Annotated in this window: 24 protein-coding genes and 1 riboswitch; of the genes, 7 read left to right on the top strand and 17 right to left on the bottom strand. The window is 39.9% G+C overall.

Translation table 11 applies throughout. The features are described 5' to 3' along the window. Positions 1-92: 92 nt before the first annotated feature. Positions 93-1,166 carry an FUSC family protein gene (locus J7E81_RS27775; RefSeq protein WP_215047407.1) on the top strand — a complete coding sequence of 358 codons (1,074 nt, stop codon included), beginning with the start codon at positions 93-95 and terminating at the stop codon, positions 1,164-1,166. A gap of 38 nt (positions 1,167-1,204) precedes the next feature. On the opposite strand, the gene J7E81_RS27770 is transcribed toward J7E81_RS27775, so the two are convergent. The 5 genes from J7E81_RS27770 to fabL all read right to left on the bottom strand — a co-directional run bounded on the left by J7E81_RS27770 (position 1,205) and on the right by fabL (position 5,390). Further along, entirely contained in the window at positions 1,205-2,995 is a 1,791-nt protein-coding gene (locus J7E81_RS27770) for an ABC transporter ATP-binding protein (protein ID WP_251028923.1), read from the bottom strand. A gap of 87 nt (positions 2,996-3,082) precedes the next feature. Further along, positions 3,083-3,613 (bottom strand): nucleoside tri-diphosphate phosphatase, encoded by a 531-nt coding sequence (ntdP, locus tag J7E81_RS27765; RefSeq protein WP_101647593.1) that lies wholly within the window; start codon positions 3,611-3,613, stop codon positions 3,083-3,085. A 191-nt stretch (positions 3,614-3,804) separates the two neighbouring features. Continuing rightward, positions 3,805-4,062 (bottom strand): YgaB family protein, encoded by a 258-nt coding sequence (locus J7E81_RS27760; protein WP_215047406.1) that lies wholly within the window; start codon positions 4,060-4,062, stop codon positions 3,805-3,807. A 178-nt stretch (positions 4,063-4,240) separates the two neighbouring features. Next, on the bottom strand, positions 4,241-4,558 hold the full coding sequence (locus J7E81_RS27755; protein ID WP_215047405.1) for a gamma-type small acid-soluble spore protein: 318 nt from the start codon (positions 4,556-4,558) through the stop codon (positions 4,241-4,243). 82 nt (positions 4,559-4,640) lie between these two features. Beyond that, a complete protein-coding gene (gene fabL / locus J7E81_RS27750; protein WP_215047404.1) occupies positions 4,641-5,390 on the bottom strand; it encodes an enoyl-[acyl-carrier-protein] reductase FabL in 750 nt (249 codons plus the stop codon). A 140-nt stretch (positions 5,391-5,530) separates the two neighbouring features. On the opposite strand from fabL, the gene J7E81_RS27745 reads away from it, so the two are divergent. Beyond that, positions 5,531-5,755, top strand: coding sequence for a hypothetical protein (locus tag J7E81_RS27745; protein ID WP_215047403.1), 225 nt, complete (start codon positions 5,531-5,533; stop codon positions 5,753-5,755). A 36-nt stretch (positions 5,756-5,791) separates the two neighbouring features. On the opposite strand, the gene mutY is transcribed toward J7E81_RS27745, so the two are convergent. After that, the gene (gene mutY, locus J7E81_RS27740; protein WP_215047402.1) at positions 5,792-6,892 is read right to left on the bottom strand and encodes an A/G-specific adenine glycosylase; all 1,101 of its coding nucleotides are present in this window, start codon (positions 6,890-6,892) and stop codon (positions 5,792-5,794) included. Positions 6,893-7,141: 249 nt separating this feature from the next. Here mutY and J7E81_RS27735 point away from each other — a divergent pair, with 249 nt between their 5' ends. Then, complete coding sequence (locus tag J7E81_RS27735) at positions 7,142-8,122, top strand: metal-dependent hydrolase (RefSeq protein ID WP_215047401.1); 981 nt, start codon at positions 7,142-7,144, stop codon at positions 8,120-8,122. A gap of 27 nt (positions 8,123-8,149) precedes the next feature. Here the strand turns inward: J7E81_RS27735 and J7E81_RS27730 are convergent, their stop codons facing one another. Next, the gene (locus J7E81_RS27730) at positions 8,150-8,401 is read right to left on the bottom strand and encodes a YfhJ family protein (protein WP_215047400.1); all 252 of its coding nucleotides are present in this window, start codon (positions 8,399-8,401) and stop codon (positions 8,150-8,152) included. Positions 8,402-8,529: 128 nt separating this feature from the next. On the opposite strand from J7E81_RS27730, the gene J7E81_RS27725 reads away from it, so the two are divergent. After that, positions 8,530-8,709 (top strand): small, acid-soluble spore protein K, encoded by a 180-nt coding sequence (locus J7E81_RS27725; protein WP_215047399.1) that lies wholly within the window; start codon positions 8,530-8,532, stop codon positions 8,707-8,709. A 175-nt stretch (positions 8,710-8,884) separates the two neighbouring features. Here J7E81_RS27725 and J7E81_RS27720 read toward each other — a convergent pair whose 3' ends face one another. Continuing rightward, positions 8,885-9,208 carry a YfhH family protein gene (locus J7E81_RS27720; protein WP_215047398.1) on the bottom strand — a complete coding sequence of 108 codons (324 nt, stop codon included), beginning with the start codon at positions 9,206-9,208 and terminating at the stop codon, positions 8,885-8,887. A 323-nt stretch (positions 9,209-9,531) separates the two neighbouring features. Between J7E81_RS27720 and J7E81_RS27715 the strand changes: the two genes are divergently transcribed. Continuing rightward, positions 9,532-10,134, top strand: coding sequence for a hypothetical protein (locus tag J7E81_RS27715; protein WP_215047397.1), 603 nt, complete (start codon positions 9,532-9,534; stop codon positions 10,132-10,134). Positions 10,135-10,140: 6 nt separating this feature from the next. On the opposite strand, the gene recX is transcribed toward J7E81_RS27715, so the two are convergent. Continuing rightward, the gene (gene recX / locus J7E81_RS27710) at positions 10,141-10,959 is read right to left on the bottom strand and encodes a recombination regulator RecX (protein WP_215047396.1); all 819 of its coding nucleotides are present in this window, start codon (positions 10,957-10,959) and stop codon (positions 10,141-10,143) included. A 175-nt stretch (positions 10,960-11,134) separates the two neighbouring features. Between recX and J7E81_RS27705 the strand changes: the two genes are divergently transcribed. Together J7E81_RS27705 and J7E81_RS27700 are read left to right on the top strand one after the other, a co-directional pair. Further along, positions 11,135-11,272: a YfhE family protein gene (locus J7E81_RS27705; protein ID WP_098527985.1), complete on the top strand. Its 138-nt coding sequence runs from the start codon at positions 11,135-11,137 to the stop codon at positions 11,270-11,272. A gap of 121 nt (positions 11,273-11,393) precedes the next feature. Then, complete coding sequence (locus J7E81_RS27700; RefSeq protein ID WP_215047395.1) at positions 11,394-11,573, top strand: YfhD family protein; 180 nt, start codon at positions 11,394-11,396, stop codon at positions 11,571-11,573. 66 nt (positions 11,574-11,639) lie between these two features. Here J7E81_RS27700 and J7E81_RS27695 read toward each other — a convergent pair whose 3' ends face one another. From J7E81_RS27695 to argB, 8 genes are all read right to left on the bottom strand, one after another. Continuing rightward, on the bottom strand, positions 11,640-12,860 hold the full coding sequence (locus J7E81_RS27695) for a homoserine dehydrogenase (RefSeq protein WP_215047394.1): 1,221 nt from the start codon (positions 12,858-12,860) through the stop codon (positions 11,640-11,642). 91 nt (positions 12,861-12,951) lie between these two features. Continuing rightward, positions 12,952-13,063: riboswitch (SAM riboswitch) on the bottom strand. A gap of 377 nt (positions 13,064-13,440) precedes the next feature. Then, positions 13,441-14,817: an argininosuccinate lyase gene (gene argH / locus J7E81_RS27690; RefSeq protein ID WP_215047393.1), complete on the bottom strand. Its 1,377-nt coding sequence runs from the start codon at positions 14,815-14,817 to the stop codon at positions 13,441-13,443. Positions 14,818-15,028: 211 nt separating this feature from the next. After that, entirely contained in the window at positions 15,029-16,240 is a 1,212-nt protein-coding gene (locus J7E81_RS27685; protein WP_215047392.1) for an argininosuccinate synthase, read from the bottom strand. Between the two features lie 86 nt (positions 16,241-16,326). Next, positions 16,327-17,301: an ornithine carbamoyltransferase gene (gene argF, locus J7E81_RS27680; protein WP_215047391.1), complete on the bottom strand. Its 975-nt coding sequence runs from the start codon at positions 17,299-17,301 to the stop codon at positions 16,327-16,329. Beyond that, on the bottom strand, positions 17,285-20,521 hold the full coding sequence (gene carB, locus J7E81_RS27675) for a carbamoyl-phosphate synthase (glutamine-hydrolyzing) large subunit (RefSeq protein WP_215047390.1): 3,237 nt from the start codon (positions 20,519-20,521) through the stop codon (positions 17,285-17,287). The genes argF and carB overlap by 17 nt, the downstream gene beginning before the upstream one ends. Beyond that, complete coding sequence (locus J7E81_RS27670; RefSeq protein ID WP_215047389.1) at positions 20,508-21,584, bottom strand: carbamoyl phosphate synthase small subunit; 1,077 nt, start codon at positions 21,582-21,584, stop codon at positions 20,508-20,510. The genes carB and J7E81_RS27670 overlap by 14 nt, the downstream gene beginning before the upstream one ends. A 5-nt stretch (positions 21,585-21,589) precedes the next feature. Further along, positions 21,590-22,789 carry an acetylornithine transaminase gene (locus J7E81_RS27665; protein WP_215047388.1) on the bottom strand — a complete coding sequence of 400 codons (1,200 nt, stop codon included), beginning with the start codon at positions 22,787-22,789 and terminating at the stop codon, positions 21,590-21,592. Further along, a complete protein-coding gene (gene argB, locus J7E81_RS27660) occupies positions 22,789-23,586 on the bottom strand; it encodes an acetylglutamate kinase (protein ID WP_215047387.1) in 798 nt (265 codons plus the stop codon). The genes J7E81_RS27665 and argB overlap by 1 nt, the downstream gene beginning before the upstream one ends. Between the last annotated feature and the right edge of the window lie 6 nt (positions 23,587-23,592).

Raw genomic sequence — 23,592 nt, 5'->3', positions numbered from 1 at the left:
TAATATCTCTTGATAATATGGGATAAACATTGTATAGTACATATTTGTTATCAATTGAACAGACAAACGAACATTTGAAAGGAACTAATTAAATGAAGTTAGGTGCCCGCATCTTAAAAACGGGAATAGCCATTGCATTATCCCTTTTCATCGGCCAGCTGCTGCATTCACCATCACCTGTCTTAGCCGGGATTTCTGCAATCTTTGCGATTCAACCAACTATATATCGCTCCTATTTGACGATTATTGAACAGATTCAAGGAAATATTATCGGGGCTTTGTGTGCTGTCATTTTTGTTCTACTATTAGGAAATCACTTTATTGTGGTTGGATTAGCCGCTATTATAGTCATCTTATTAATTCTTAAACTTAAATTAGAGAATACAATTGGCTTGTCACTGGTTACCTTAATTTCTATCATGGAATTGCAAAGCGGTAATTTTATTCAGTTTGCCGGTATCCGTTTCTCTACGATTATGATTGGGGTATTTTCAGCATTTTTGGTCAATTTAATCTTTATGCCGCCCAAGTATGAAAATAAACTTTATTCTAAAATTGTCAATACAACTGAGGAAATTATTAAATGGATTCGCTTAAGCACCAGACATGACTATGATCACCAATTACTTAAAGCAGATATTAAGACTTTTAAGGACAGCATCCAGTCCATGGAGCAGCTGTATACGATGTATAAAGAGGAGCGCAGTTATTTTAAAAAGGTGAAGCTTGAAAGGTCTCGAAAGCTGGTTATTTATCGACAATTAAATTTGACGGCAAAAAAAGCCTTGGATACTTTAAAAAGGCTGCATCGCTTTGAAAATGAACTTTTACAGCTTCCTGAGAACTTTAAACAGAGCATTCAAGATCAGTTAGACAGTTTAATCTATCATCATGAACAAGTTTTACTTCGCTTTATTGGTAAAGTCCCTATTCCTTCCTCATGTGACAAAGAAATAAATTACATCAATAAAAAAGAGTTATTCGATTTCTATATAAAGCATGTGAGAGAAAATGAAGATAATGATAGTCCGCACTTATATCATTCCATGCAAATAATCTCCACCATAATCGATTACGGAGAACATGTCGAGCATCTTGACACCTTAATAACGAGCTTTCATTCCTACCATCAAAACGAAGTGTCCGTTGAAGAGACACACGATTAAATCGAAAGAACCCAAGCATTTTCTGCTTGGGTTCTTTTTTAATTAGCTTGTCCTTGAAGCTCTTCACTCAGCGAGTTTTCTTTATTTTCAAGCTGTTGGACCTGAAATAACTTATAATAATTTCCTTGTTTAGTCATTAATTCTTCATGAGTACCAATCTCAACAATTTGACCATGCTCAATTAGGACGATCCGATTAGCATGGGTTATCGTCGATAAGCGGTGGGCGACAATAAAGGTGGTCCTATCCTTTGCAAGCTCCTCTAGGGCTCCCTGAATGAGATGTTCACTTTCTAGGTCTAAGGCTGATGTAGCTTCATCTAAAATTAAGATAGGAGGATTTTTTAAGAACACCCTTGCTATTGCAACACGCTGTTTTTGACCGCCTGAAAGCTTTACTCCCCGTTCCCCGACTTTAGTGTTATATCCTTCTGATAAGTTTAAGATAAACTCATGAGCGTTTGCGGCTATAGCAGCTTGATACACTTCTTCATCCGAAGCACCAGGCTTCCCTAATAAAATATTATCTTTAACGGATTCACTAAATAAGATATTATCTTGAAACACAACGCCTATGATGTCTCTAAGAGTTTGAACTTTAAATTCGCCGATATCCACTCCATCTAGAGTGATTCTCCCTTTTGTTACATCATAGAAACGAGGAATGAGACTAACAAGTGTTGACTTTCCTCCTCCGCTCATCCCAACTAGTGCAATGGTCTCCCCTTTTTTAACATGTAAGTGAATGTCCTTTAATACCATCTCATCCTCTTTATCGTAAGAAAAGAAAACATGTTCGAAAGATATATCACCTTTTACGTTAGCGCAGTCTCGTGCTCCAGGCTTATCGACTATGTCATATTTCTCGTCCAGAAATTCAAATACCCGGTCCATTGAGGCAAATGATTGAGTGATTGTAGTCGATGAATTCACAAGTCTTCTTAAGGGACTATATAATTTATCAATATAGGCAAAAAAAGCGACCATTGTTCCGAGTGACAATTGATGCTCAATTACTAGATAGGCCGAGTATCCAATTACAAGTAATGGTGCGATATCAGTAATTGTATTAACTACTGCAAATGACTTGGCGTTCCAGCTTGTGTGCTGTAAGGCTTTTTCTAAAAAGTTTTTATTCCGCTTATCAAACTGAGTTTGTTCAAACTTTTCGATTGCAAAGCTCTTAATCACTGGCATTCCCTGGACTCTTTCATGTAAATAACTCTGTACTTCGGCTAAGGCTTGCGAGCGATTCCTTGTTAATTTCCGAAGGTTTCCAAAAAAATACCTTACTGAAAAGGCATAAAACGGAAATAACAGAATGGATGCCAAGGTTAATTTAACGTTCATATAAAACATAAAAATAATGGCAATAACAATCGTGGCAATATCAAGCCATAGATTCATTAATCCTGAAATAACGAAAGTCTTCGTCTGTTCAACATCATTAATCACGCGGGAGATGATTTCTCCAGCACGGTTATTTGAAAAATACCGAAAACTAAGCTTTTGAATATGGGTGTACATCTGATCACGAATATCATATAAAATTTTACTTGAGGTCCATTGAGCAAAGTACTGACGGTAATATTCAATCGGTGGTCTTAGTATGACAAAAACCACAACCATAACGCCCAAAATGAGCATTAGTTTATTAAGCTTTTCGTCATGGGACAGCCTGTGATTCCCAATAATATCATCAACTACATATTTGATTAGCATAGGAATAATCAGCGGGATGGAAAATTTCACAAGACCGATAATGATCGTCCATAAGATTTGTAACCGATACGGCTTAACAAATTGCAGGTATCTGCGTATACTGCTCAAACAATTCCCCTCCATTTCAGCTAAAATATTTAAACAGATAAGAACCTGTTGCTCTCGGAACAACAGGCTCTTTTACAGTTGTGTCATTTACCGTCTGTAAGTTAAATAACGTTCATACCAAATATCAATAAAATCCGGTGCAAAAGGGCCATTACGCTGCCGAATCCATTGAATTAGTTTATCCACATTTCTTTTCAGAATTTTATCAATGACATCAGGATAGTTCATTTCACGACGATGCCGTTCATACTCATCTTCGTCTAGTAAGTTAAAGGTCATATCAGGATACACTTTGATATCGAGGTCATAATCAATATACTTTAGTGCTTCACCATCGAAAATAAAAGGTGAACTAATATTACAATAATAGTAAATACCGTCTTCACGGATCATTCCAATTACGTTAAACCAGTATTGTGAATGGAAATAACAGATTGCTGGCTCTCTGGTAATCCATGTTCTCCCGTCCGACTCTGTTACAAGTGTCCGGTCATTTCCACCAATAACCAAATTTTGTGACCCTTTTAAAACGGTTGTTTCTTCCCAGACGCGATGGATGTGCCCATTGTGTTTATAGCTATGTATTTGCATTGGTTCACCTTCGATGGGTACGACCATTTTCTCCCCTACCTTCATTTCTGAACGCTTTGAAACCTACTCTTAACATTTACATACGACAAAAGGTTACAAAGTAAAATTCCTATTTTCTATTATTATAACGGTTAAGACAAGAATTTAAAACAAAAGAGCCAGAATTCACTGGCTCTTTGTAAAAAATGTGTAATTTTTCCTTGTTTTTGGTTCAAAAACTACAGGGATGGAGTTAAATTCATTTCCCGATAGGAATTGATAACTTCTTCTGTTTGCTTTTCAAAAATAATTTGTATCTCTTTCAGCTCTTTTTTCATGGCCTGAATATCGTTTTGAACGCTCTCCAGATTGGTTGCATTTTGTAATGTCTGCAGCTCTTCCTCTATTTCCTGACATCGCTCAAGTTCTGCTTGCAGATATAACAATTTTTCCATGGTCGCCATTTGTTCGGAAACTAATCGGTTAAAATGATCCATTTCCCTCACCGCCTTATTTTTTAGCTATTATATGTATTCTGGAAAAACTCCTTTTTCCCTTTGACTACTTCTGTAAACATACAGGAAGTTTTGTCGAAAAAAAGAAAAGCGTAAGCGCCTTGAACAGGAAAGAAGACACTCTTACGAATGAAGAGTGCCTTCTTATTAAGTATGCCTATTAGCTTTGGCCGAATTGACCGCTATTTTGGTTCTTACGAGATTCAGCTTGCTGATTTTGTTGTCTTACTTCTTGAGCATTCGTTTCGCTAGCGAATTCAGTTCCGAAAGAACCTTGGGATCCTTGTGAACCGCCTTGTGCAGATTGAGCATTTTGCTGTCTTACTTCTTGAGCATTAGTCTCGCTTGCAAATTCAGTTCCAAAAGAACCTTGGGATCCTTGTGAACCGCCTTGTGCAGATTGAGCATTTTGCTGTCTTACTTCCTGGATGTTAGTTCCAGCAGATGTTTTGTTTGGCTGTTGATTGAAGTTTGCCATTGATATCACCTCCACGAAATTAATATGTCCAGGCTTCGTGGAGAATATCCAAAAAAATTATTGAAAAATAATTTTTTTAATTTTAAACCAGTAAAGAAATTCCTCCATCCACAATAATCGTTTGCCCCCTGATCATGCTGGCATCATCTGATAAAAGAAACATTACACTGTTAACGATGTCATCAATTTCCACCATTTTTCCTGCGGGCGTTTTTTCCCTAGCCTCTTGAAGAAGCTCCTCTCGATTAGGAAAGTGTTTTAATGCTTCGGTATCCACTGCACCGCCGGACACGGCATTAACAATGATATTTTTTTGCGCTAATTCTACTGCTAAATAGCGGGTTAACGCTTCTAGGGCTGCCTTCGACACACCTACTACTGTATAATTTTCTAAATAACGAATGGATCCAAGTGAGCTAATGCTGACAATTTTTCCGCCGCCGTTTCTTTCCATTAATTTTGCTGCTTCCTGGGCACAAAATAAGAGAGCTTTACTATTGATATTTAACGTCCAATCCCAGTGGGATTCTTCCAATTCCATTACTGGACGCTGAACACCCGAAGCTGCATTATTTACAAAGATATCTAAACGGCCAAATTCTTGGTCGATTTGAGCAAACATATCTTTTATTTTAGCCACGTCACCTACATTGGCCTTAACCACTAATACTTTCCTGCCCAATGCTTCAATCTTTTCCGCGACCTCTAAGGCAGACTTTTTACTACGTGCATAGTTAATTACAATATCGTAGCCCGCTTCTGCTAAGCGGAGGGCTGTGGCCTTTCCAATCCCTCTACTGCTACCTGTAATAAGTGCAACTTTTTGTGTCATATAAAAAAACTCCTTCTATGTAATTTTTTTAGAAAGCTTGAGACGCTTCACTTTTCTATTCATTTTATCTTTTCCATGAATAGAAGACAATTAATATAAAACACTAAAATGAAAGACAAGTTAGGGGGAATCTTAAGGATATGTATGTAGGACGAGATATGACAGAACTTTCAATGATGGCAAAAACGGATTGGAAGGATAGCGAATTAGCCTTTTATCATCATTCATTTCAACAAATTGCTCCATATCTTAATAGTGAGGGGCAGACGATTCATCGAGAAATTATTGAGGAAATTGAAAATCGCGGCGGGATGAAACGGCAAGAAGCTGATTATACCCATGGAACAAAAACCGTATACGATTAATATACTTAAAAGAGGAATAAACGCATGCAACAGCGTTTATTCCTCTTTGGAATTTAGATACATTTGGAAGATCTTCTGATAGGACACAGGAAAGGCGTATTCTTCCATTTGTTTAATGGAAACAAGCCTCCAATCCTCACTTTCCTGAAAATCTGTAGAAAGTGTTCCTGTATAAACCATAATGTTCCAAACCAAATGGGAAAAAACATGATCGATTTGACCAATAATCTTTTCGAGATATGGTTCTAACTGCAGCTCTGAGTTAAAAAGCTTAACGATCTGATCCCGTTCATTTTGCAGGCTATGATGCAGCTCAACACTTGGAAATTCCCACAAATTTGCAAGCAAGCCGCTAGTTGGACGCTTATGGATAAGGATTTTTCCTTCTGTGTTGGATAGAACTGCAGAGGCAAGTTGAACATTCCGGGATTTTGTTTTCTTGGTTTTAACAGGAAGCTCCTCATGTACTCCTTCGGAAAAAGCTTGGCAATGCTCTCGGACGGGGCATAAAAGACATGAGGGTGATGTAGGGGTGCAAATTAATGCACCAAGCTCCATCAAGGCTTGATTAAATGCTGATGGGTCATCATGTGAAATTAATGTACGGACTGCCTGTTCAAAAATTTTCCTCGATGATGGTTTTGCAATATCATCCCAAATTGAAAGGATCCGAGACAATACCCTCATCACATTTCCATCGACAGCAGGCTCAGGAATACCATAAGCAATACTTAAAATGGCACCAGCTGTGTAAGGTCCTACTCCCTTTAGTTCAGCGATTTCCTTTGGACTACTTGGCACTTCGCCATTATATCTTTCTCTTACTTCTTTTACCGCGGATTGAAGATTTCGCACACGAGAATAATAGCCAAGACCTTCCCATGCTTTCAGCACTTTGTCTTCATCCGCATCTGCCAATGCATCAATTGTCGGAAACCATTCGATAAATCGATTGAAATAAGGGATTACCGTATCAACTCTTGTTTGCTGAAGCATTATTTCTGAAACCCAAACTTTATAAGGATCCTGATCCTTTCGCCACGGAAGATCACGTTGTTCCCTTTTAAACCAGGTAATTAAATCAGTTTGAAATGCATTTATATTGATTTTTTCAGAATTTTCATGTTCAATAATCATAACTTTTGTTCCTCCAGATTGTTAAACACCTCGAAAAAAGGGAAAATAAAAAGAAAAGCGGAAGCGCCTTGACCAGGGGCGACAGGCATAAGACGGGCCGGCGAGAAGGTTGTTCTTTAACCTTCTTGACGGATCGGCTTATGACCCCGAGCCCCTAGGCGCTGCAGCTGGACATTTCTAACGTACAATTATTAACGATAAGCTAAATTACCTTTTTTGACAAGATTATTTTAAAGGGGGAATTTTCATTTGGATACTGGAACTCATGTAGTCATGGGTATTGCTTTAGGTGGTCTTGCAACGCTTGACCCAGTGGTTGCCGGCAGTCATGCTACGGCAGTAAGTGTATTAATTGGGACAATTGCAGGCTCGCAAATACCAGATATTGACACTGTATTAAAACTTAGAAACAATGCAATCTATATCCGAAATCATCGCGGAGTGACCCACTCCATTCCCGCAGTTATTTTATGGCCGCTCCTTATTACAATGGTTATCTATCCATTTTTCTCAGGTGCAAATTTATTGCATTTATGGGCTTGGACTTTTGCTGCAGTGTTTATCCATGTTTTTGTTGATATATTTAATGCCTATGGGACCCAAGCCCTTAGACCCTTCTCTTCTAAATGGGTAGCGCTCGGAGTTATTAATACATTTGATCCAATTATTTTTGCTATTCATGTGATCGGCATATTTATTTGGATATTAGGGGCAAAACCAGGAGTTACCTTTTTAATTATGTATGCTGTCGTCTTCGCATACTACATTCGGAGATATTTAGCGAAGATGAAAGTCTTAACGGATGTAAAAAGTCTAATTCCAGACGCCACAGAAGTGATTATTGCACCAACGATGCGATTTCATCAATGGAGAATTGCAGCAATGAATGAGAAGGAGTTTTTTGTAGGGAGATCTGTTAATCAACATGTCGAGATCCTTGACCGGTTTATCCGAGTCCCTGTTCCTAATACCCCTGTAATTGAAGCAGCGAAGAAGGATAAAAACCTATCAGCCTTCTTATCATTCTCCCCTGTCTATCGCTGGGAGGTTGATGAGTATAGCGATTTTTATGAAGTCCGGTTTATTGATTTGCGTTATCGAAGCAATGGTCACTACCCGTTTGTAGCGGTTGTTCAATTAGACTTTGATTTACAACCAATTAGCTCTTATACGGGCTGGGTGTTTAGTGAGAAGAAATTACGAAAGAAGTTGAGTATCATTCCCAGTTAAGAAGGGCTAACTTTATGCCCTTCTTTTTTATTGTGTAAGAAATTTTTTATACTTAGGATTTGTTGCGACAAACTCATGTAGTTTGTCACCATAATTTTGAATCCATTGGGTAACAATCCGCTCCGCCATTTCACTGCCCTTGTATTCCCGGCCAGCCTTCGCGTAAGTGGTTTCAAAATCATCCCATAATAACTCCACCCATGTCCGGGCCTGATCATAACTTAACTGTCCGTTTTTATCCATTAACAACTTAATAAGTCTTTCATGGTATTCATTCATCAACAACACCCCATTACCATTTTCTTATAACATATCCTTCAAGCAATAAGCCATACTAACGTTACGTGGTTAGCACGTAGAATATGATGCTTTTCACGTTTTTCTCATTCCCTAATTGGAGGTAAATCATGAGAAATAAGGCAACGAATTTCCCAAATCAAAGTAATAACAAACTTGAGGGAGAACCGCGCGCTAAAGCGGAATATGCTTCCACAAGAGCTGACGGCAGCATTAATACTCACCCGCAAGAACGTATGCGTGCTTCCGGGGAACGCGATGACGAATCACCGCAAGCAGTCTGGAAATAAACTGAAGAGCGGAAGCGCCTTGACCAGGGGTGACAGGCATAAGACGAGCCGGCGAGAAGGCTGTTCTTTAGTCTTCTTGACGGATTGGCTTATGCCCCCGAACCCCTAGGCGCTGAAACTTGCCAATTCTCAAAGTATAAGAGGACAAACCAGAAGTATACTCTGGTTTGTTGTTTTACTTTAAGGGCGTTAACACTGAGATGGGCAATGCTTCTTCTTTACCATTACCCTTTAAACGGTAGCCCCATGCAAAAACACCGTTCATATAATCAATTTTAAAATACTGTCCAGGGTCCCCCTCAATTTGATAAATTTCTCCAGGTAAAAACGCTGCGGGGTCCATCATATAAGCGCGCGCCATTTGTACCTTTCTTTCAAGAACAGCAAATTCATTAACCATACCCATTTGCTCCGCTTTTCTCGCTTTTTCCTTAAGATCGGCAATTTCTTGTCTTAGTTCAAACTCATTCATTTCACTATAGCGTTGCTCTTGCTGCATGTAAGACCCACTCTCCATTTCTCTTTATTCTAGTATATAAAAATCTGTACAATTCGTCTTGACTAGGTCCATTCGGACAACAAACACCGGAATTCGCCTTAAGCTGTCTGAACTATGACTTCCTTCGGACAACAAGCACCGGAATTCGCCCTTAAGCTGTCTGAACCTTGGCCTTCTTCGGACAGCAAGCACCAGAATTCGCCTTAAGCTGTCTGAACCTTAGCCTTCTTCGGACAGCAAGCACCCAATACCGACTTGGGCTGTCCGAACCTTGGCCTCCTTCGGACAGCAAGCACCAGAATTCGCCTTAAGCTGTCCGAACCTTGGCCTTCTTCGGACAGCAAGCACCCAATACCGACTTGGGCTGTCCGAACCTTGGCCTCCTTCGGACAGCAAGCACCAGAATTTGCCTTAAGCTGTCCGAACCTGGATCCACTTGGGACAGCAAGCACCGGATATTGACTTGGGATGTCCGAACCTTGACCTCTTTCGGACAGCATGCACCGAATACTGACTTGGGCTGTCCGAACCTTGGCCTCCTTCGGACAGCAAGCACCAGAATTCGCCTTAAGCTGTCCGAACCTGGATCCACTTGGGACAGCAAGCACCGGATATTGACTTCGGCTGTCCGAACCTTGACCTCTTTCGGACAGCAAGCACCGAATACTGACTTGGGCTGTCCGAACCTTGGCCTCCTTCGGACAGCAAGCACTAGAATTCGCCTTAAGCTGTCCGAACCTTGGCCTTCTTCGGACAACAAGCACCGGATATTGACTTGGGCTGTCCAAACCTGGACCTCCTTCGGACACGAAACACCAGAACTTGTTCTCCTCTATCTAAATTCTGCTCTAATCCAGACACGGACAGCAAGACTTGCTTTACTCTGTCTCGATTCTATCCTCTTCAAACATTTAATCCCTTCTTAGCTTACGTTATAAGTTTTCATCTTTCTCTGCTAAAAAACGCTCAATTAAATCCATCGTGAAACCTTTACGATACAATGCTTGCTTTATCTTCTGCTGATACTCAAATCCTTCAAGATGAGAATACTTTCTGTGAACCTTCTCGCCTTGAAATCGAACAGCTTCCATTTCCTCATCCACTTCTTTTGGTACCTCTACTTCATTAAACGCAATATTTATAACATCATAAGAATAACCTTTTCTCAGTAGTAACTGCTCAAGCTTTTGTTTTTGAACTTTAAATGAAAGCTTTGCATTTTTTTGATAAAACTTCACTGAAATTTTCATTACCTTTTCAACCTGCTGCTCCAAAGGAAATTCTTCAAGCGCCTTAAAGAGGAAAGCCTCTGCTATACCTTTCTCCCTCAAATCCATTTTAATCACATTTGGACCTTTATCGGTGGTATTTGCTTGGGTCCTTACGAAGGCTACAGCATATTCCTGATCATTAATATAATGTTGTGCAGTTAATCGATGAATAACCTCGTTAATCACCGGCTCGTCCACTTCTTTTTGACCCAGGTAGTCTACAATTTCTTTTTCCGATCTCATTCTTCTAGCCAAATAATTTATAGCCAGATTATAAGCCTTGCGGATGTCATCTTGGTATTGAATTTCTAAAAAGGAAAAATCATCAAGCTCCATTCCCTTTTTAAGTTGAAATTTAATTAATACATCACTGTCGACACTAAAAGCAAATTCCTCGCCTTTGCCTTTTCCATAATCCATAAACACGTTAAAGCGATCTTGGTTCTTCTGTTGTGTGGTGATTTTTGTAATAACGGCCATATCCTTCACCTCAAAATTACTTTACCATACGGAAGGACCCTTTTTTAAAAATATCTTGCAAAAAACAGTATCTTTTTTTTCGAACAGGTAAAAATGGAAATAAGTACATATTTAGTTATATGCATTTGCACTTAGGCTTTAAAATTTCAACTTAATTTCGAAAGGAATGAGCACAATGGGTGAAAAGAAAAAGAAGGACAGCAGAGGCGGAGGAAAGTATTCTTTAACAAGCATGCAAGAGGTACGCTATCAGCGTGATTTTAAGATGGCCGACCGTGCAGCTGGTTTCACGGATAAAAAGACTCGTATTTAAAAAAACATACAGAGAGTGAAAATTAAATTTTTCCATTAATGGACTCCTTTCAGACAGTAAAAACTATCCTTGAGAGCAATAATTGCTGCTCACTTTAGTTTAATTTGAAAGGGGTTTTTTCATGGGCCGCGCACAAGGACAAAAGCACAATAAAGGATCACTTCCACAAGTGCCTAAAAATTTAAAAACAGATGGAAAAGATGTTGAGTATTCTTCAGAGTTTGCAGATCATGCTGATCTAGAAGCACAGGCACGTGCTAATGCTGCTAACCAACGTGTGAAAAATAGAAACAGTAAATAACTTTCAGTTAAAATAATAATGAAGCAGGGCTGTCCTTGCCCTGCTTCTTATCTAAAAGATATTATGCTATCTTGCCAAGACATGCTCCCTTTCGTATTCCCCTATAATAGGGAAATACACTAGTTCTTCATTTAGTCTAGAGAGCGCGTCTATTTCTTCCCTTTTAGCCTTGGCAATCCATATTCCATCTGTAACCTGATCCATCAGTTTAACAAAATGATTCGTTACATTATAATACCCGGCTATGAGCCAAGTTTCTTCTTTCTCTCCTTGTTCCTGTCGTGCAGTATTAGTTTCACTTGTTGTTAGGAATCCTTGTCTTTCAGGTCGGTTCTGACAAACGTAGACTAAATCTTCGATGACTGCACTTGCAGTTGGCAGCATCCCGGCCCCTGGTCCTTGAAGGGTTATTTGACCCACAATATCCGAAGAAATATTTACTGCATTCTGGACCCCTTCTACATGATATAGTGGATGCTCATTTCCAACAAGAACTGGTCCAACCGATACCTTAAGTTGATTAACTGATTTCTTTATACTGGCAATATGTTTAAATCTTAATCCAAGCCTCTCCGCAGTGTCGATTAATTCACTTGTAATTGAAGTTATCCCAGTCCGCTCAACAGCATGCCAATTTGGTTCTTCACCGAAGGCAAGCCTGCTTAGTATCATCGCTTTGTAAAAGGCATCGAAACCTTCCACATCATTTGTCGGGTCGGCCTCAGCGAAGCCGTTTTCCTGGGCTGCACGTAAAGCGTGGGCAAAGGAGAGCTTTTTCTCCCTCATCTCCGTTAAGATGAAATTCGATGTTCCATTTAAAATCCCCTGAACTTGCTGAACACGATTTACATTTAATAATTGTCTTAAGGTTTGAATCACTGGTATTCCTCCAGCTACCGTTGCTTCATATCCAACCGAGACATGGTGCACTTGGGCAAGTTCAAGCAGCTCTGTTCCATAGTGGGCAAACATCTCCTTATTTGCTGTAATAATATGACAGCCCCGCTCAATGGCCTTCTTTAGATATATGTAGGTTGGATCCTTATCAACTATAGCCTCAACAACTACATCAAGCTGTGGAAGATGTAGGATTTCTGCAAATTCTGTTGTTACAAGGACATCCTTATTAATTTCCCTTTTCTTCTCCTTGTTTTTAATTAGAATGGCAGCCACCTCTACCTTCTTACCTAAAACGGCTGTTAGTTCTTCTGCATGAGATTGAATCGTCCGATAGAATCCTTCACCAACCGTGCCAAAACCAAGGATTGCCACTTTAATTACAGACATGCTGATATCCACCCTTCTACTTTTATTTGCATGATTCTTTTTTCTAATAAATAAAGAAAAGCCCTCTTAATAAGAAGAGGGCGAATTCCTCCTCTTATCTGTCAGGTTATATATAACCTGCAGGAATTAGCACCTTTTCAAGGAATACCTTGAAGGTTGCCGGGCTTCATCGGGCCTAGTCCCTCCGCCTCTCTGGATAAGAGTAATATTTTATTTTTATTAATTGCTGAGTTAAGTTATAAAAAGTATTCTAGTTTAATTATTTACAAATGTCAATATTTTCTTTCTATTCATACGAAAAGCGCAAGCGCCCTGGTCAGCGGCGTATGGCCTCCTCGGAAAAGCTATCGCTTTTCCTTCGTGCGATGCTTATGCTATCGAAGCGTTCCTTATGGAGGGCTCAAACTGAGATAAAGGAAACACGAAGAGCGGCAGCGATTCGATGTTGACTTATCGTAGGGCGGAGCGCGAAGGACACTAGCCGCTAGGGCGCTTGCGCTGGACAATTTTCAAAGTCTTAATTTTTATACTTACTTAATATTAAACAAGACCCGCCGTTAAGCGAGCCATGAAATTACTATTATCGATGGAGTTTTCCCTCTGCAAGCGCGATTTGATGCTCTACCTGTGATGGAGCGGTACCTCCAAAGCTGTTTCTGACTGCGACGACTTGTTCAGGAGCTAATACCCCATAAATATCCTCTTCAAATAAAGGACTGAAGCCCTGATATTCTTCAAAACTTAAATCCAATAAAAACTTATTTGATTGAATGGCATAGAGAACGATTTTTCCGATCACTTCATGGGCCTCACGGAATGGCAGACCTTTTCTAACCAAGTAATCAGCAATGTCGGTTGCATTGGAAAAATCATGATTAATTGCCTTTCGCATTACATCTTTATTGACTGTCATGGTTTCAACCATTGGGGCTAACAGCTTTAATGATCCTTCAAGCGTCTCTACGGTATCAAACATACCTTCTTTATCTTCTTGTAAATCTTTATTATAAGCAAGCGGCAGACCCTTTAATACGGTCAACAAGCCCATTAAGTTACCATAGGTACGTCCAGTCTTACCCCTCAGCAGTTCCGGTACATCCGGGTTTTTCTTTTGTGGCATGATACTTGAACCGGTACAGAAAGAATCGTCAAGTTCAACAAACTGAAACTCCTGACTTGACCAAATGACCAACTCCTCAGAAAATCTAGAGATATGTGTCATAATAATCGACCCGATTGATAAAAATTCTAATATAAAATCGCGATCACTCACGGCATCCATACTATTAGGATAAATCGTTTCAAAACCTAATAATTCTGCGACTCGTTCACGATTGATGGGAAATGTTGTCCCTGCTAATGCACCGGAACCAAGCGGAAGCCAATTAATCCGTTTGAGTGAATCCATCAGTCTCTCTTTATCACGTTCAAACATCCAAAAATAGGCCATAAGGTGATGGGCAAAAGAAACGGGCTGTGCTCGCTGCAAATGAGTGTAACCGGGAATCAAAGTATGAATATTCGCTTTTGCCTGCTCAATTAATGCCTGCTGGACATCTTCAATTAACTTAATCAGCTCGGTTGTTTTAGTTCGTAAGTATAAATGCATATCGGTAGCGACTTGGTCATTACGGCTTCGGCCAGTATGAAGTTTGCCGCCAACTGGTCCGATTTTTTCAATCAAGAGCTTTTCAATATTCATATGAATATCTTCATCTTCAACTAAAAACTCAACCTCGCCGGCATCCACCAATTTCCTTATTGCTAACAGGCCGTCCTTAATTTTAATGGCATCCTCGATCGGAATAATGCCGCATTCTCCCAGCATTTGGACATGGGCCATACTTCCGGCAATATCCTCTTTTGCTAACTTTTGATCAAAAGAAATCGATGCTGTAAACTCCTCTACCAGCTTGTTGGTTTCCTTTGTAAAACGACCGCCCCATAACTTCGACATTACTGGTTCCTCCCTAATTATAAAAAAGACAGCCCCCGAGTGGATTCGAGGGCAATCCGGATTATTTCTTCTTTTCACTTTAAGAATTGTCCAGCTGCAGCTCCCAGCGGCTAGTGGGCTTCGCTCTTCTCCCTACGATAAGTCAACATCGGATCGCTATCGCTCGCCGTGTTTCCTTTATCTCAGTCGAAGGGCTCCAGCCCATACTCCGCTAAACGGTCGCTTCGCTTTTCTTATTCACTTCAGAATAAACCTTTGTTGGAAGTCCCCAAAGTTTAATAAAGCCAACCGCTGCGTTATGATCAAAGGCATCACCTTTAGCATAGGTAGCTAGTTCTTCATTGTAAAGGCTGTGTGGTGATTTTCGGCCTACAACCGTGTGATTTCCTTTAAAAAGCTTAACACGAATTGTTCCAGAAACTACCTTTTGGGTCTCATTGATAAATGCATCAAGAGCAGGTTTAATTGGAGAATACCAAAGACCTTCATAAATAATCTTCGCCATTTGCTGTTCAACCTGTGTCTTAAATTGGGTAACCTCACGGGTTAGCGTTAAAAATTCTAGTTCTCTATGAGCATTAATCAAGATTAACGCAGCTGGGTTTTCATACACTTCTCTCGATTTGATTCCTACTAATCTATTTTCAATATGGTCGATGCGGCCAACCCCATGCTTGCCGCCAAGTGTATTAAGTGTCTCAATCAATTGAACAAGAGGCAGTTTTTCACCATTAAGGGCAACAGGAACCCCTTGTTCGAATTCAATTTCAAGATATTCAGGAACATCCGGTGTCAATTCAATCGGATTCGTCCAGTCAAACGCTGCCTCTGGTGCTTCTGCCCATGGATCCTCAAGAACTCCTGCTTCACAAGCACGTCCCCAGATATTAGCATCAATTGAAAATGGATTATCTAAATCAACCGGTATAGGAATCCCGTTTTCTTCCGCATATTTAATTTCTTCATCGCGAGTCATTCCCCACTCACGAACTGGTGCAACAACCTTTAAACTAGGATTCAATGCTTGGATTGATACCTCAAAGCGAACTTGGTCGTTTCCTTTACCTGTACAGCCATGTGCAACAGCGGTTGCTCCCTCTTTTTCCGCAACCTCCACCAATAATTTAGAAATAAGCGGTCTTGACAGGGCAGAAGATAATGGATACTTACCTTCATATAAACAATTAGCCTTTAAAGCTGGTAAAATATATTCTTTTGCCAACAATTCTTTTGCATCTATCATATAGGCCTTGATGGCGCCAACTTTTAATGCTTTATTTTTAATAGCCTCTAGGTCTTTCCCTTCTCCAACATCCAGCCCCAAGGCAATTACATCATAACCGTACTTTTCTTGGATCCATTTCACTGATACCGATGTATCTAAACCACCTGAGTATGCTAAAACAATTTTTTCCTTTGTCATTTTTATTCTCCTTGAACTTCATTGTGGATTTTTATTCATCTGATAGAATTATTATACAACATGTCTCATAGAAAATGAAACTATTTTTATAGTAAAAGTTTCAAAATTGCTTTTTGCGCATGCAGACGGTTTTCCGCTTCATCAAATACAACTGAATGAGGACCGTCAATAATCTCACTGGTTACTTCTTCGCCGCGGTGAGCAGGTAAACAGTGTAAGAAGATAAAGTCTTTATTCGCATGACTGCATAATTCCTCATTAACTTGGAAAGCTTGAAATGCTTTTAAGCGGATCGCAGTTTCTTCTTCCTGCCCCATACTGGTCCATACATCCGTAACCACAACATCAGCATCTTTTATGGCTTCATAAGGATTATTCGTAATCATAACGGAAGCGCCTGTTTGTTTTCCTGCTTGGATAGCCCTTTCGGTAATCTCCCCATTGGGCAGATATCCTGGAGGACTGGCAATACTGATATTCATTCCGACCTTCACGGCACCTTCCATTAAGGAATGGGCCATATTATTGTAACCATCACCAATATAGCAAAGCTTTAATCCGGCCAGCTTTCCTTTATGTTCTAGGATGGTTAATAAATCAGCCAGTACCTGGGTCGGGTGCTGTAGGTCTGTTAACCCATTAATGACCGGTACTGTTGCATGTGCGGCTAACACCTCAACCGATTCATGTGAAAATGTCCGTATCATCATTCCATCAACATAGCGCGACAAAACCTTCGCGGTGTCCGAAATGCTCTCGCCACGGCCGAGCTGAATATCCCTTGAGCTTAAAAAGATTGCATGTCCCCCTAGCTGCAGCATCCCCACTTCAAAGGAAACCCTTGTACGAGTCGAAGATTTTTCAAAGATCATTCCTAATACCTTTCCGTTTAAGTAAGGATAAGGTTTACCTTCTTTTTGCTGTTTTTTTAATTCGACGGCCTCATTAAGTAAATATAAGATTTGGTCGGAACTAAAATCATCCAGCTGTAAAAAATCCAGACCCTTAAATTGCAGGTTCTCCCCGATGCTTTTATCGTCCGTATTAATTGCTTCTAACATGAGTAGCACCTTCTTTCTCAAGTTTGTAATACTCGCTAACCGTCCGTACCTCAGAATTAGCTCCTAGCATCTTTTCCACTCTTAATGTGGTCTCAATTGTATCAAGATGTGTGAATACCGGTACCTTATAGCGGACTGCATACTCCCGCATCTGGAAACCAAACTTGTTTTTGTTCCGACCTTGGTTCGGTATATTTATAACAGCCTGAATCGGCTTGTTCCGGAAGATATCATTTAAATCCTCTTCATCCTTAACGACTAGGTCTACGGTAAAGCCATTGGATGTTAAGAACAAAGCGGTTCCTTCTGTTGCAGCCAGTTTGTAATTTTCTTTTACAATTTCCTGTAAAATGGCAAGACTTTCTGTTTTTTCCCTGTCAGAAATCGAACAAAGAATATAATTTTCTTCCTTGTTTCCATTAATTAAAGGAATGGATTTTTGCAGTGCTTGCTGAAAATTAGTTCCAATCCCAAGTACTTCCCCAGTTGACTTCATTTCCGGCCCAAGTACATGATCGACTCCCTTAAGCTTACTGGATGAAAATACAGGTGCTTTAACGGCAAAGTAGCCTGGTTCTCTTAGTAATCCTAAATCTTGGCTTAGCTCCGTTAGTGAATCACCTAATTGAACATTGGTTGCCCACTCGATCATTGGAACTCCAGTGACTTTACTAATAATCGGCACTGTTCGTGATGAGCGAGGATTTACTTCAAGCACATAAACCGTCTCATCATAAATGACAAATTGGATATTCATGATTCCTACAACAGGTGCTGACTTAGCAATTCTACCTGCATAATCAATTAATGTTTCTTTTATTTTGTCAGTTAGTGAAATAGGTGGAAACACCGTGATACTATCGCCAGAATGCACACCAGCTTTTTCGATATGTTCAAAAATCCCAGGAACAACAATCTGTTTTCCGTCACTAATGACATCCACTTCACATTCTTGACCAGGTAAAAATTTATCTACTAATAACGGCCACATCTCTGTATTTGAATTTTCTTCAAGCTGGGTAACATATTGTGCTAATTCTTGTTCTGAAAAAATTGTAAACATCGATTGACCGCCAATAACATAGGATGGACGGACAAGCACCGGGTAGCCCAAGCTCTGAGCTGCTTCCTTTAGTTCTTCTGGGTGAGAGACAGTTTTCCCTTCAATATGTGGAATAGCTAATTCATCTAGGAGTTGATAAAATTCCTTTCGATCCTCTAAACGATCCACATTCTTAACTGTAGTCCCTAAAATGGTAATTCCTTCTTCTTCTAAATCATGAGCAAGATTAATCGCGGTTTGACCACCAAACTGAATTAACACGCCGTCGACTTTTTCTTTTTCAATAACATGTAAAACATCTTCAGCAGCCAGTGGTTCAAAGTACAAACTGTCTGCAACCGAATAGTCCGTACTTACAGTTTCTGGGTTGTTATTAATTACAACAGCTTCATAACCTTTTTTCTTGAGAGCTTTAGCCGCGTGAACAGAGCAGTAATCAAATTCAATTCCTTGCCCGATACGGATCGGACCAGATCCAATAACAAGAATTTTTTTCTTGTCAGTGATTTCTACCTCATCACTGCCATGCCAAGTGGAATAATAGTAAGGCGTGACCGCATCAAATTCAGCTGAACATGTATCTACCATTTTGTAACCAGGCTTCCAACCGAGCTCTTTCCATTTGTTTCGAACTTGTTTTTCCGGAATTTGATAGATTTGCGCTAATAATTTGTCAGCCACATTATTTCGTTTGGCTCTTTTAAGCAGGTCGGTTGGAACTGTAGTCCACTGATAGGAAGCTAGTTCCTTTTCTAACGCAACGATTGAGCTAATTTTGTGTAAAAACCATAGGTCAATTTCAGTCAGTTGTTGTACTTTTTGGAGAGTAATGCCTCTTCTAAATGCTTCAGCAATGACAAATAGGCGCTTGTCATTTGCTACTTTAAGCAAATCAAACAAGGAAGACTCTTCTAATGACTCATAAGCTGTCTGACAGAGACCATAAACATTCATTTCCATGGAACGAACCGCTTTGTTAAGAGCTCCTTCAAAAGTTCGGTCAATTGCCATAACTTCCCCAGTTGCTTTCATTTGTGTCCCTAGTGTTCGATCGGCTTCAGGGAATTTATCAAATGGAAAACGAGGCAGTTTCACCACAATATAATCAATCGCTGGCTCAAAAGAAGCAAAGGTATTACCTGTTATCGGGTTCACAATCTCATCAAGATGGTAACCAATCGCACACTTTGCCGCCATCCTTGCGATCGGATATCCGGTTGCTTTTGAAGCCAGTGCCGATGAACGGCTTACCCTTGGATTTACCTCGATAATATAGTATTGATTTGATTCAGGATGCAAAGCTAACTGAATATTACATCCGCCAATAATCTCTAATTCTCTTATTACTTTTATCGAAACGTTACGAAGCATTTGATATTGAACATCTGATAATGTTTGTGATGGGGCCACAACAATCGAATCGCCAGTATGAACTCCTACTGGGTCCATATTTTCCATATTACAAACAATAATGCACGTATCATTTGCATCTCTCATTACTTCATATTCAATTTCCTTCCAGCCTTTAATGCTCTTTTCCACTAAGACTTGATGGATAGGACTCGCTGCTAGCCCTTTCTTTAGCACAATTTCAAGTTCTTCATCATTATAGGCAAAACCTCCACCCTCTCCTCCTAATGTATAGGCAGGGCGGATGATGACAGGGAACCCGATTTTTTGAACAAACTGGATTCCTTCTTCGTAACTATGAATAATTTCAGATTCAGGGATTGGTTCACCAATTTTTATCATTAAGTTACGGAACTTCTCGCGGTCCTCACCATTTTTAATGGATGCTACCGAAGTACCTAAAAGTTCAACATTGTATTTCTCTAAAATTTTCTGTTCAAATAGCTGAACAGTTAAATTTAATCCAGTTTGACCGCCAAGTGTACCGATTACCCCATCAGGTCGTTCCTTCTGGATAATCTTCTCAATCGTTTCTACATTTAATGGTTCTATATATACCTTATCCGCCACCGCTTCATCAGTCATAATCGTGGCTGGGTTGTTATTAATGAGAACAACTTCAATTCCCTCTTCTTTTAAGGCGATACACGCCTGTGTGCCGGCATAATCAAATTCTGCTGCCTGCCCGATCACAATTGGTCCTGAACCAATAACAAGTACTTTTTTTAGATTTTTATTTAACGGCATAAATGTTCTCTCCCAATGATGCAATCTGACTCACAAAATCTTTAAAAATATATTCCGTGTCGCTTGGTCCGGGATGTGCTTCCGGATGAAATTGAACGGTTTGAATTGGGTACAATTTATGTTGCAGCCCTTCAATTGATTTGTCATTTATATTTCGGTAGGTAACATTAAATACCTTTTGATCAATACTCTCATCTAACACAACATAGCTATGATTTTGTGCAGTTATTTTAACCTTTCCAGTCGTCAATTCTTTAACTGGATGGTTTCCGCCTCTATGTCCGTAGGCAAGTTTAGTCGTTTTTGCTCCATAAGACAGGGCAATTAACTGATGACCCAGGCAAATTCCGAGCGTTGGATAGGCCTGTGTTATTTTTTTTATTTCTGGAAACCATGCTTTTAACTGCATCGGATCTCCAGGCCCATTACTCAATAAAATCCCATCTGGATTTAAAGATTTTATTTTTTCGAATGTGGTGGTATAAGGAACGATCGTTACTGAACAGTTCTCTTCTAAAAGAGCATGAAGAATCGACTTTTTATAGCCAAAATCCATTAGGACTACGTGTGGACCATTATTTTTGAAATATTGAATTTTTTTGGTAGATACTTTATCCACCCACATAGTCGCTTTTGGATCGTTCGGAACAATATTTTTCTTTTCTTTTCCTAAATACCCTTTTACCGTACCACGGCTTCGAATGGTTTTGACAAGTCGTCTTGTGTCCACCCCGGCAAGCCCGGAAACTCCTGCAGACTTTAGCTTTTCTGAAAATTTATTAATAGATTGATAATGACTTGGCTCTTCACATAAATCACTAATTATAACACCTGCTAATGCTGGAGAAATGCTTTCATCATCCAATGCATTGATTCCATAGTTTCCAATAATCGGATAGCAGAAGGTAATAATTTGCCCGGCGTAAGATGGGTCTGTGATAATTTCCTGATACCCAGTCATACTTGTATTAAAAACCACTTCGCCAAGAGAGTCCTTATCTGCCCCAATTAGGACGCCTTCAAATATTTCTCCTGTTTCCAAAGTAAGATAACCCTTTTCCAAAATAGTCACTCGCCTTTCTCGATACTTTGGAATGTTTTTTCCAATGCTTTTGTAAATTCATTTATTTCTTCTTTCGTTACGGTTAATGGAGGTAAAATACGGACGACATTAGGTCCGGCAGTTAAAATAAGGAGTTGATTGGAAATTGCTTTTTGAACAATTTCTAATGCATTCATTTCGACGACTAATCCTTTTAGCAGCCCTTTACCGCGAATTTCTTTTATAAAAGAGTACTTCTGCTTTAAAAGGGTCAGCTGCTGATCTAGATAATCGGTCGCTTCCTTTGTCTGTTCAAGCAAATTACTTTCAATAATATGGGTCACAGTCGCAAGCCCTGCTGCTGTTGCCAGTGGGTTTCCGCCAAAGGTACTGCCATGGCTGCCCGGTTCAAACCCTTTTGCTGCCTCTTCTTTGGCAATGATTGCTCCAATTGGAAATCCTGATCCTAACCCTTTTGCAATACTTATGACATCTGGTTCGATCGAATATTGTTCATAGGCAAAGAATGTTCCTGTTCGGCCGATTCCTGTTTGAATTTCATCCACCATCAGCAGGATATCGTTTTCCTTACAAATTTGTGCTAATTTTGTTACCCATTGCTGATTGGCTGGAATAACCCCGCCTTCACCTTGGACAAGCTCGAGTAATACAGCTGCAGGCTTATTGGTAACAAGTTGTTCTAATGCCGCCTCGTCATTATATGGAAGGTAACTGAATCCTGGCATAAGCGGTGCAAAGCCCTGTTGGATTTTCTCTTGTCCTGTTGCTGTCAAGGTAGCTAATGTTCTCCCATGGAAGGACTGCCCAAAGGTGACAACCTCAGAAGAACTGCTTCCTTTTACTTTATTTGCATATCTTCTTGCCAGTTTAATAGCGGCTTCATTCGCTTCAGCGCCACTATTGCAGAAAAAAACCTGATCACCGCAGCTATTAGCGGTTAGCACTGCAGCAAGCTGCTGCTGATTCGGAATGTTATATAGATTGGAGCAATGCCACAAGTTTTGTAATTGTTCCTCCAGCTTTTCTTTAACTGGGTCAGGAACATGCCCTAAGTTACAAGTAGCAATACCTGAAGTGAAATCTAAAAATTGATTCCCTTGATCGTCCCACACGTAACTTCCTTTCCCCTTAACTAATGTGACAGGGAATCGGCTGTATGTGGCCATTACTGGTGTGGTCAGGGTGATGGAAGTATCGTTTACCATTACGCAATCTCCTCTTCTAGGACTATTTTTGTCCCAACGCATTTGCCGTTTGAATAATCTAGCAGACTATTTTTTTCAAAACCGTTAATGATTCCAACCTCTGGTATGTTATGAACAAGGCCGTCAATTGCAGCTTGAACCTTTGGAATCATTCCTCCATAAATGGTTTCGTCTTCGATCATCTGTTCAATAATGGCCTTTGAGACCTTATCAAGCTTAGTTTTTACTCCATCATGATTTACCAAGATACCAGGAATATCACTGATGAAACACAGGTTGGCTTCTAATGATTTTGCAACGGCAGAGGCAGCAATATCACCATTAATGTTATAACGCTGCCCACTTGCATCAATACCAACCGGAGAAATAACCGGGATAAACCCTTGATCGATGATACCCTCGATGATGCTGTGATTAACTTCGACTACTTCCCCAACAAAACCTAAAGTTTTCGCATTAGTTGTCGGAGCTGCCTTTAGCAGGCCGCCATCTACACCGCTAATACCGACCGCTTTCCCTCCAACTTCGACAAGGTTTCTAACTACTTGTTTATTAACCGATCCACTTAAAACCATTTCCACTACGTCTAACACTTGATGGTCGGTTACTCTAAGTCCATTTACGAATTTGGTTTCTACATTTAAGCTTTTTAATAATGAAGTAATCAGCGGGCCTCCGCCATGAACGATAATCGGTGTCCACTCACTGGAGGCATGCATTTTTACAATATCTTCATAAAAGGATCTTGGCAGATTTTCTAACACACTTCCGCCACACTTAATGACTAAATATTTCATTGTTGT

Source organism: Bacillus sp. ISL-18 (genome assembly GCF_018613415.1).
Taxonomy (GTDB): domain Bacteria; phylum Bacillota; class Bacilli; order Bacillales; family Cytobacillaceae; genus Neobacillus.
The sequence above is the reverse complement of the archived record's forward strand: the minus strand, read 5'-3'. Positions and strand labels throughout refer to the sequence as shown.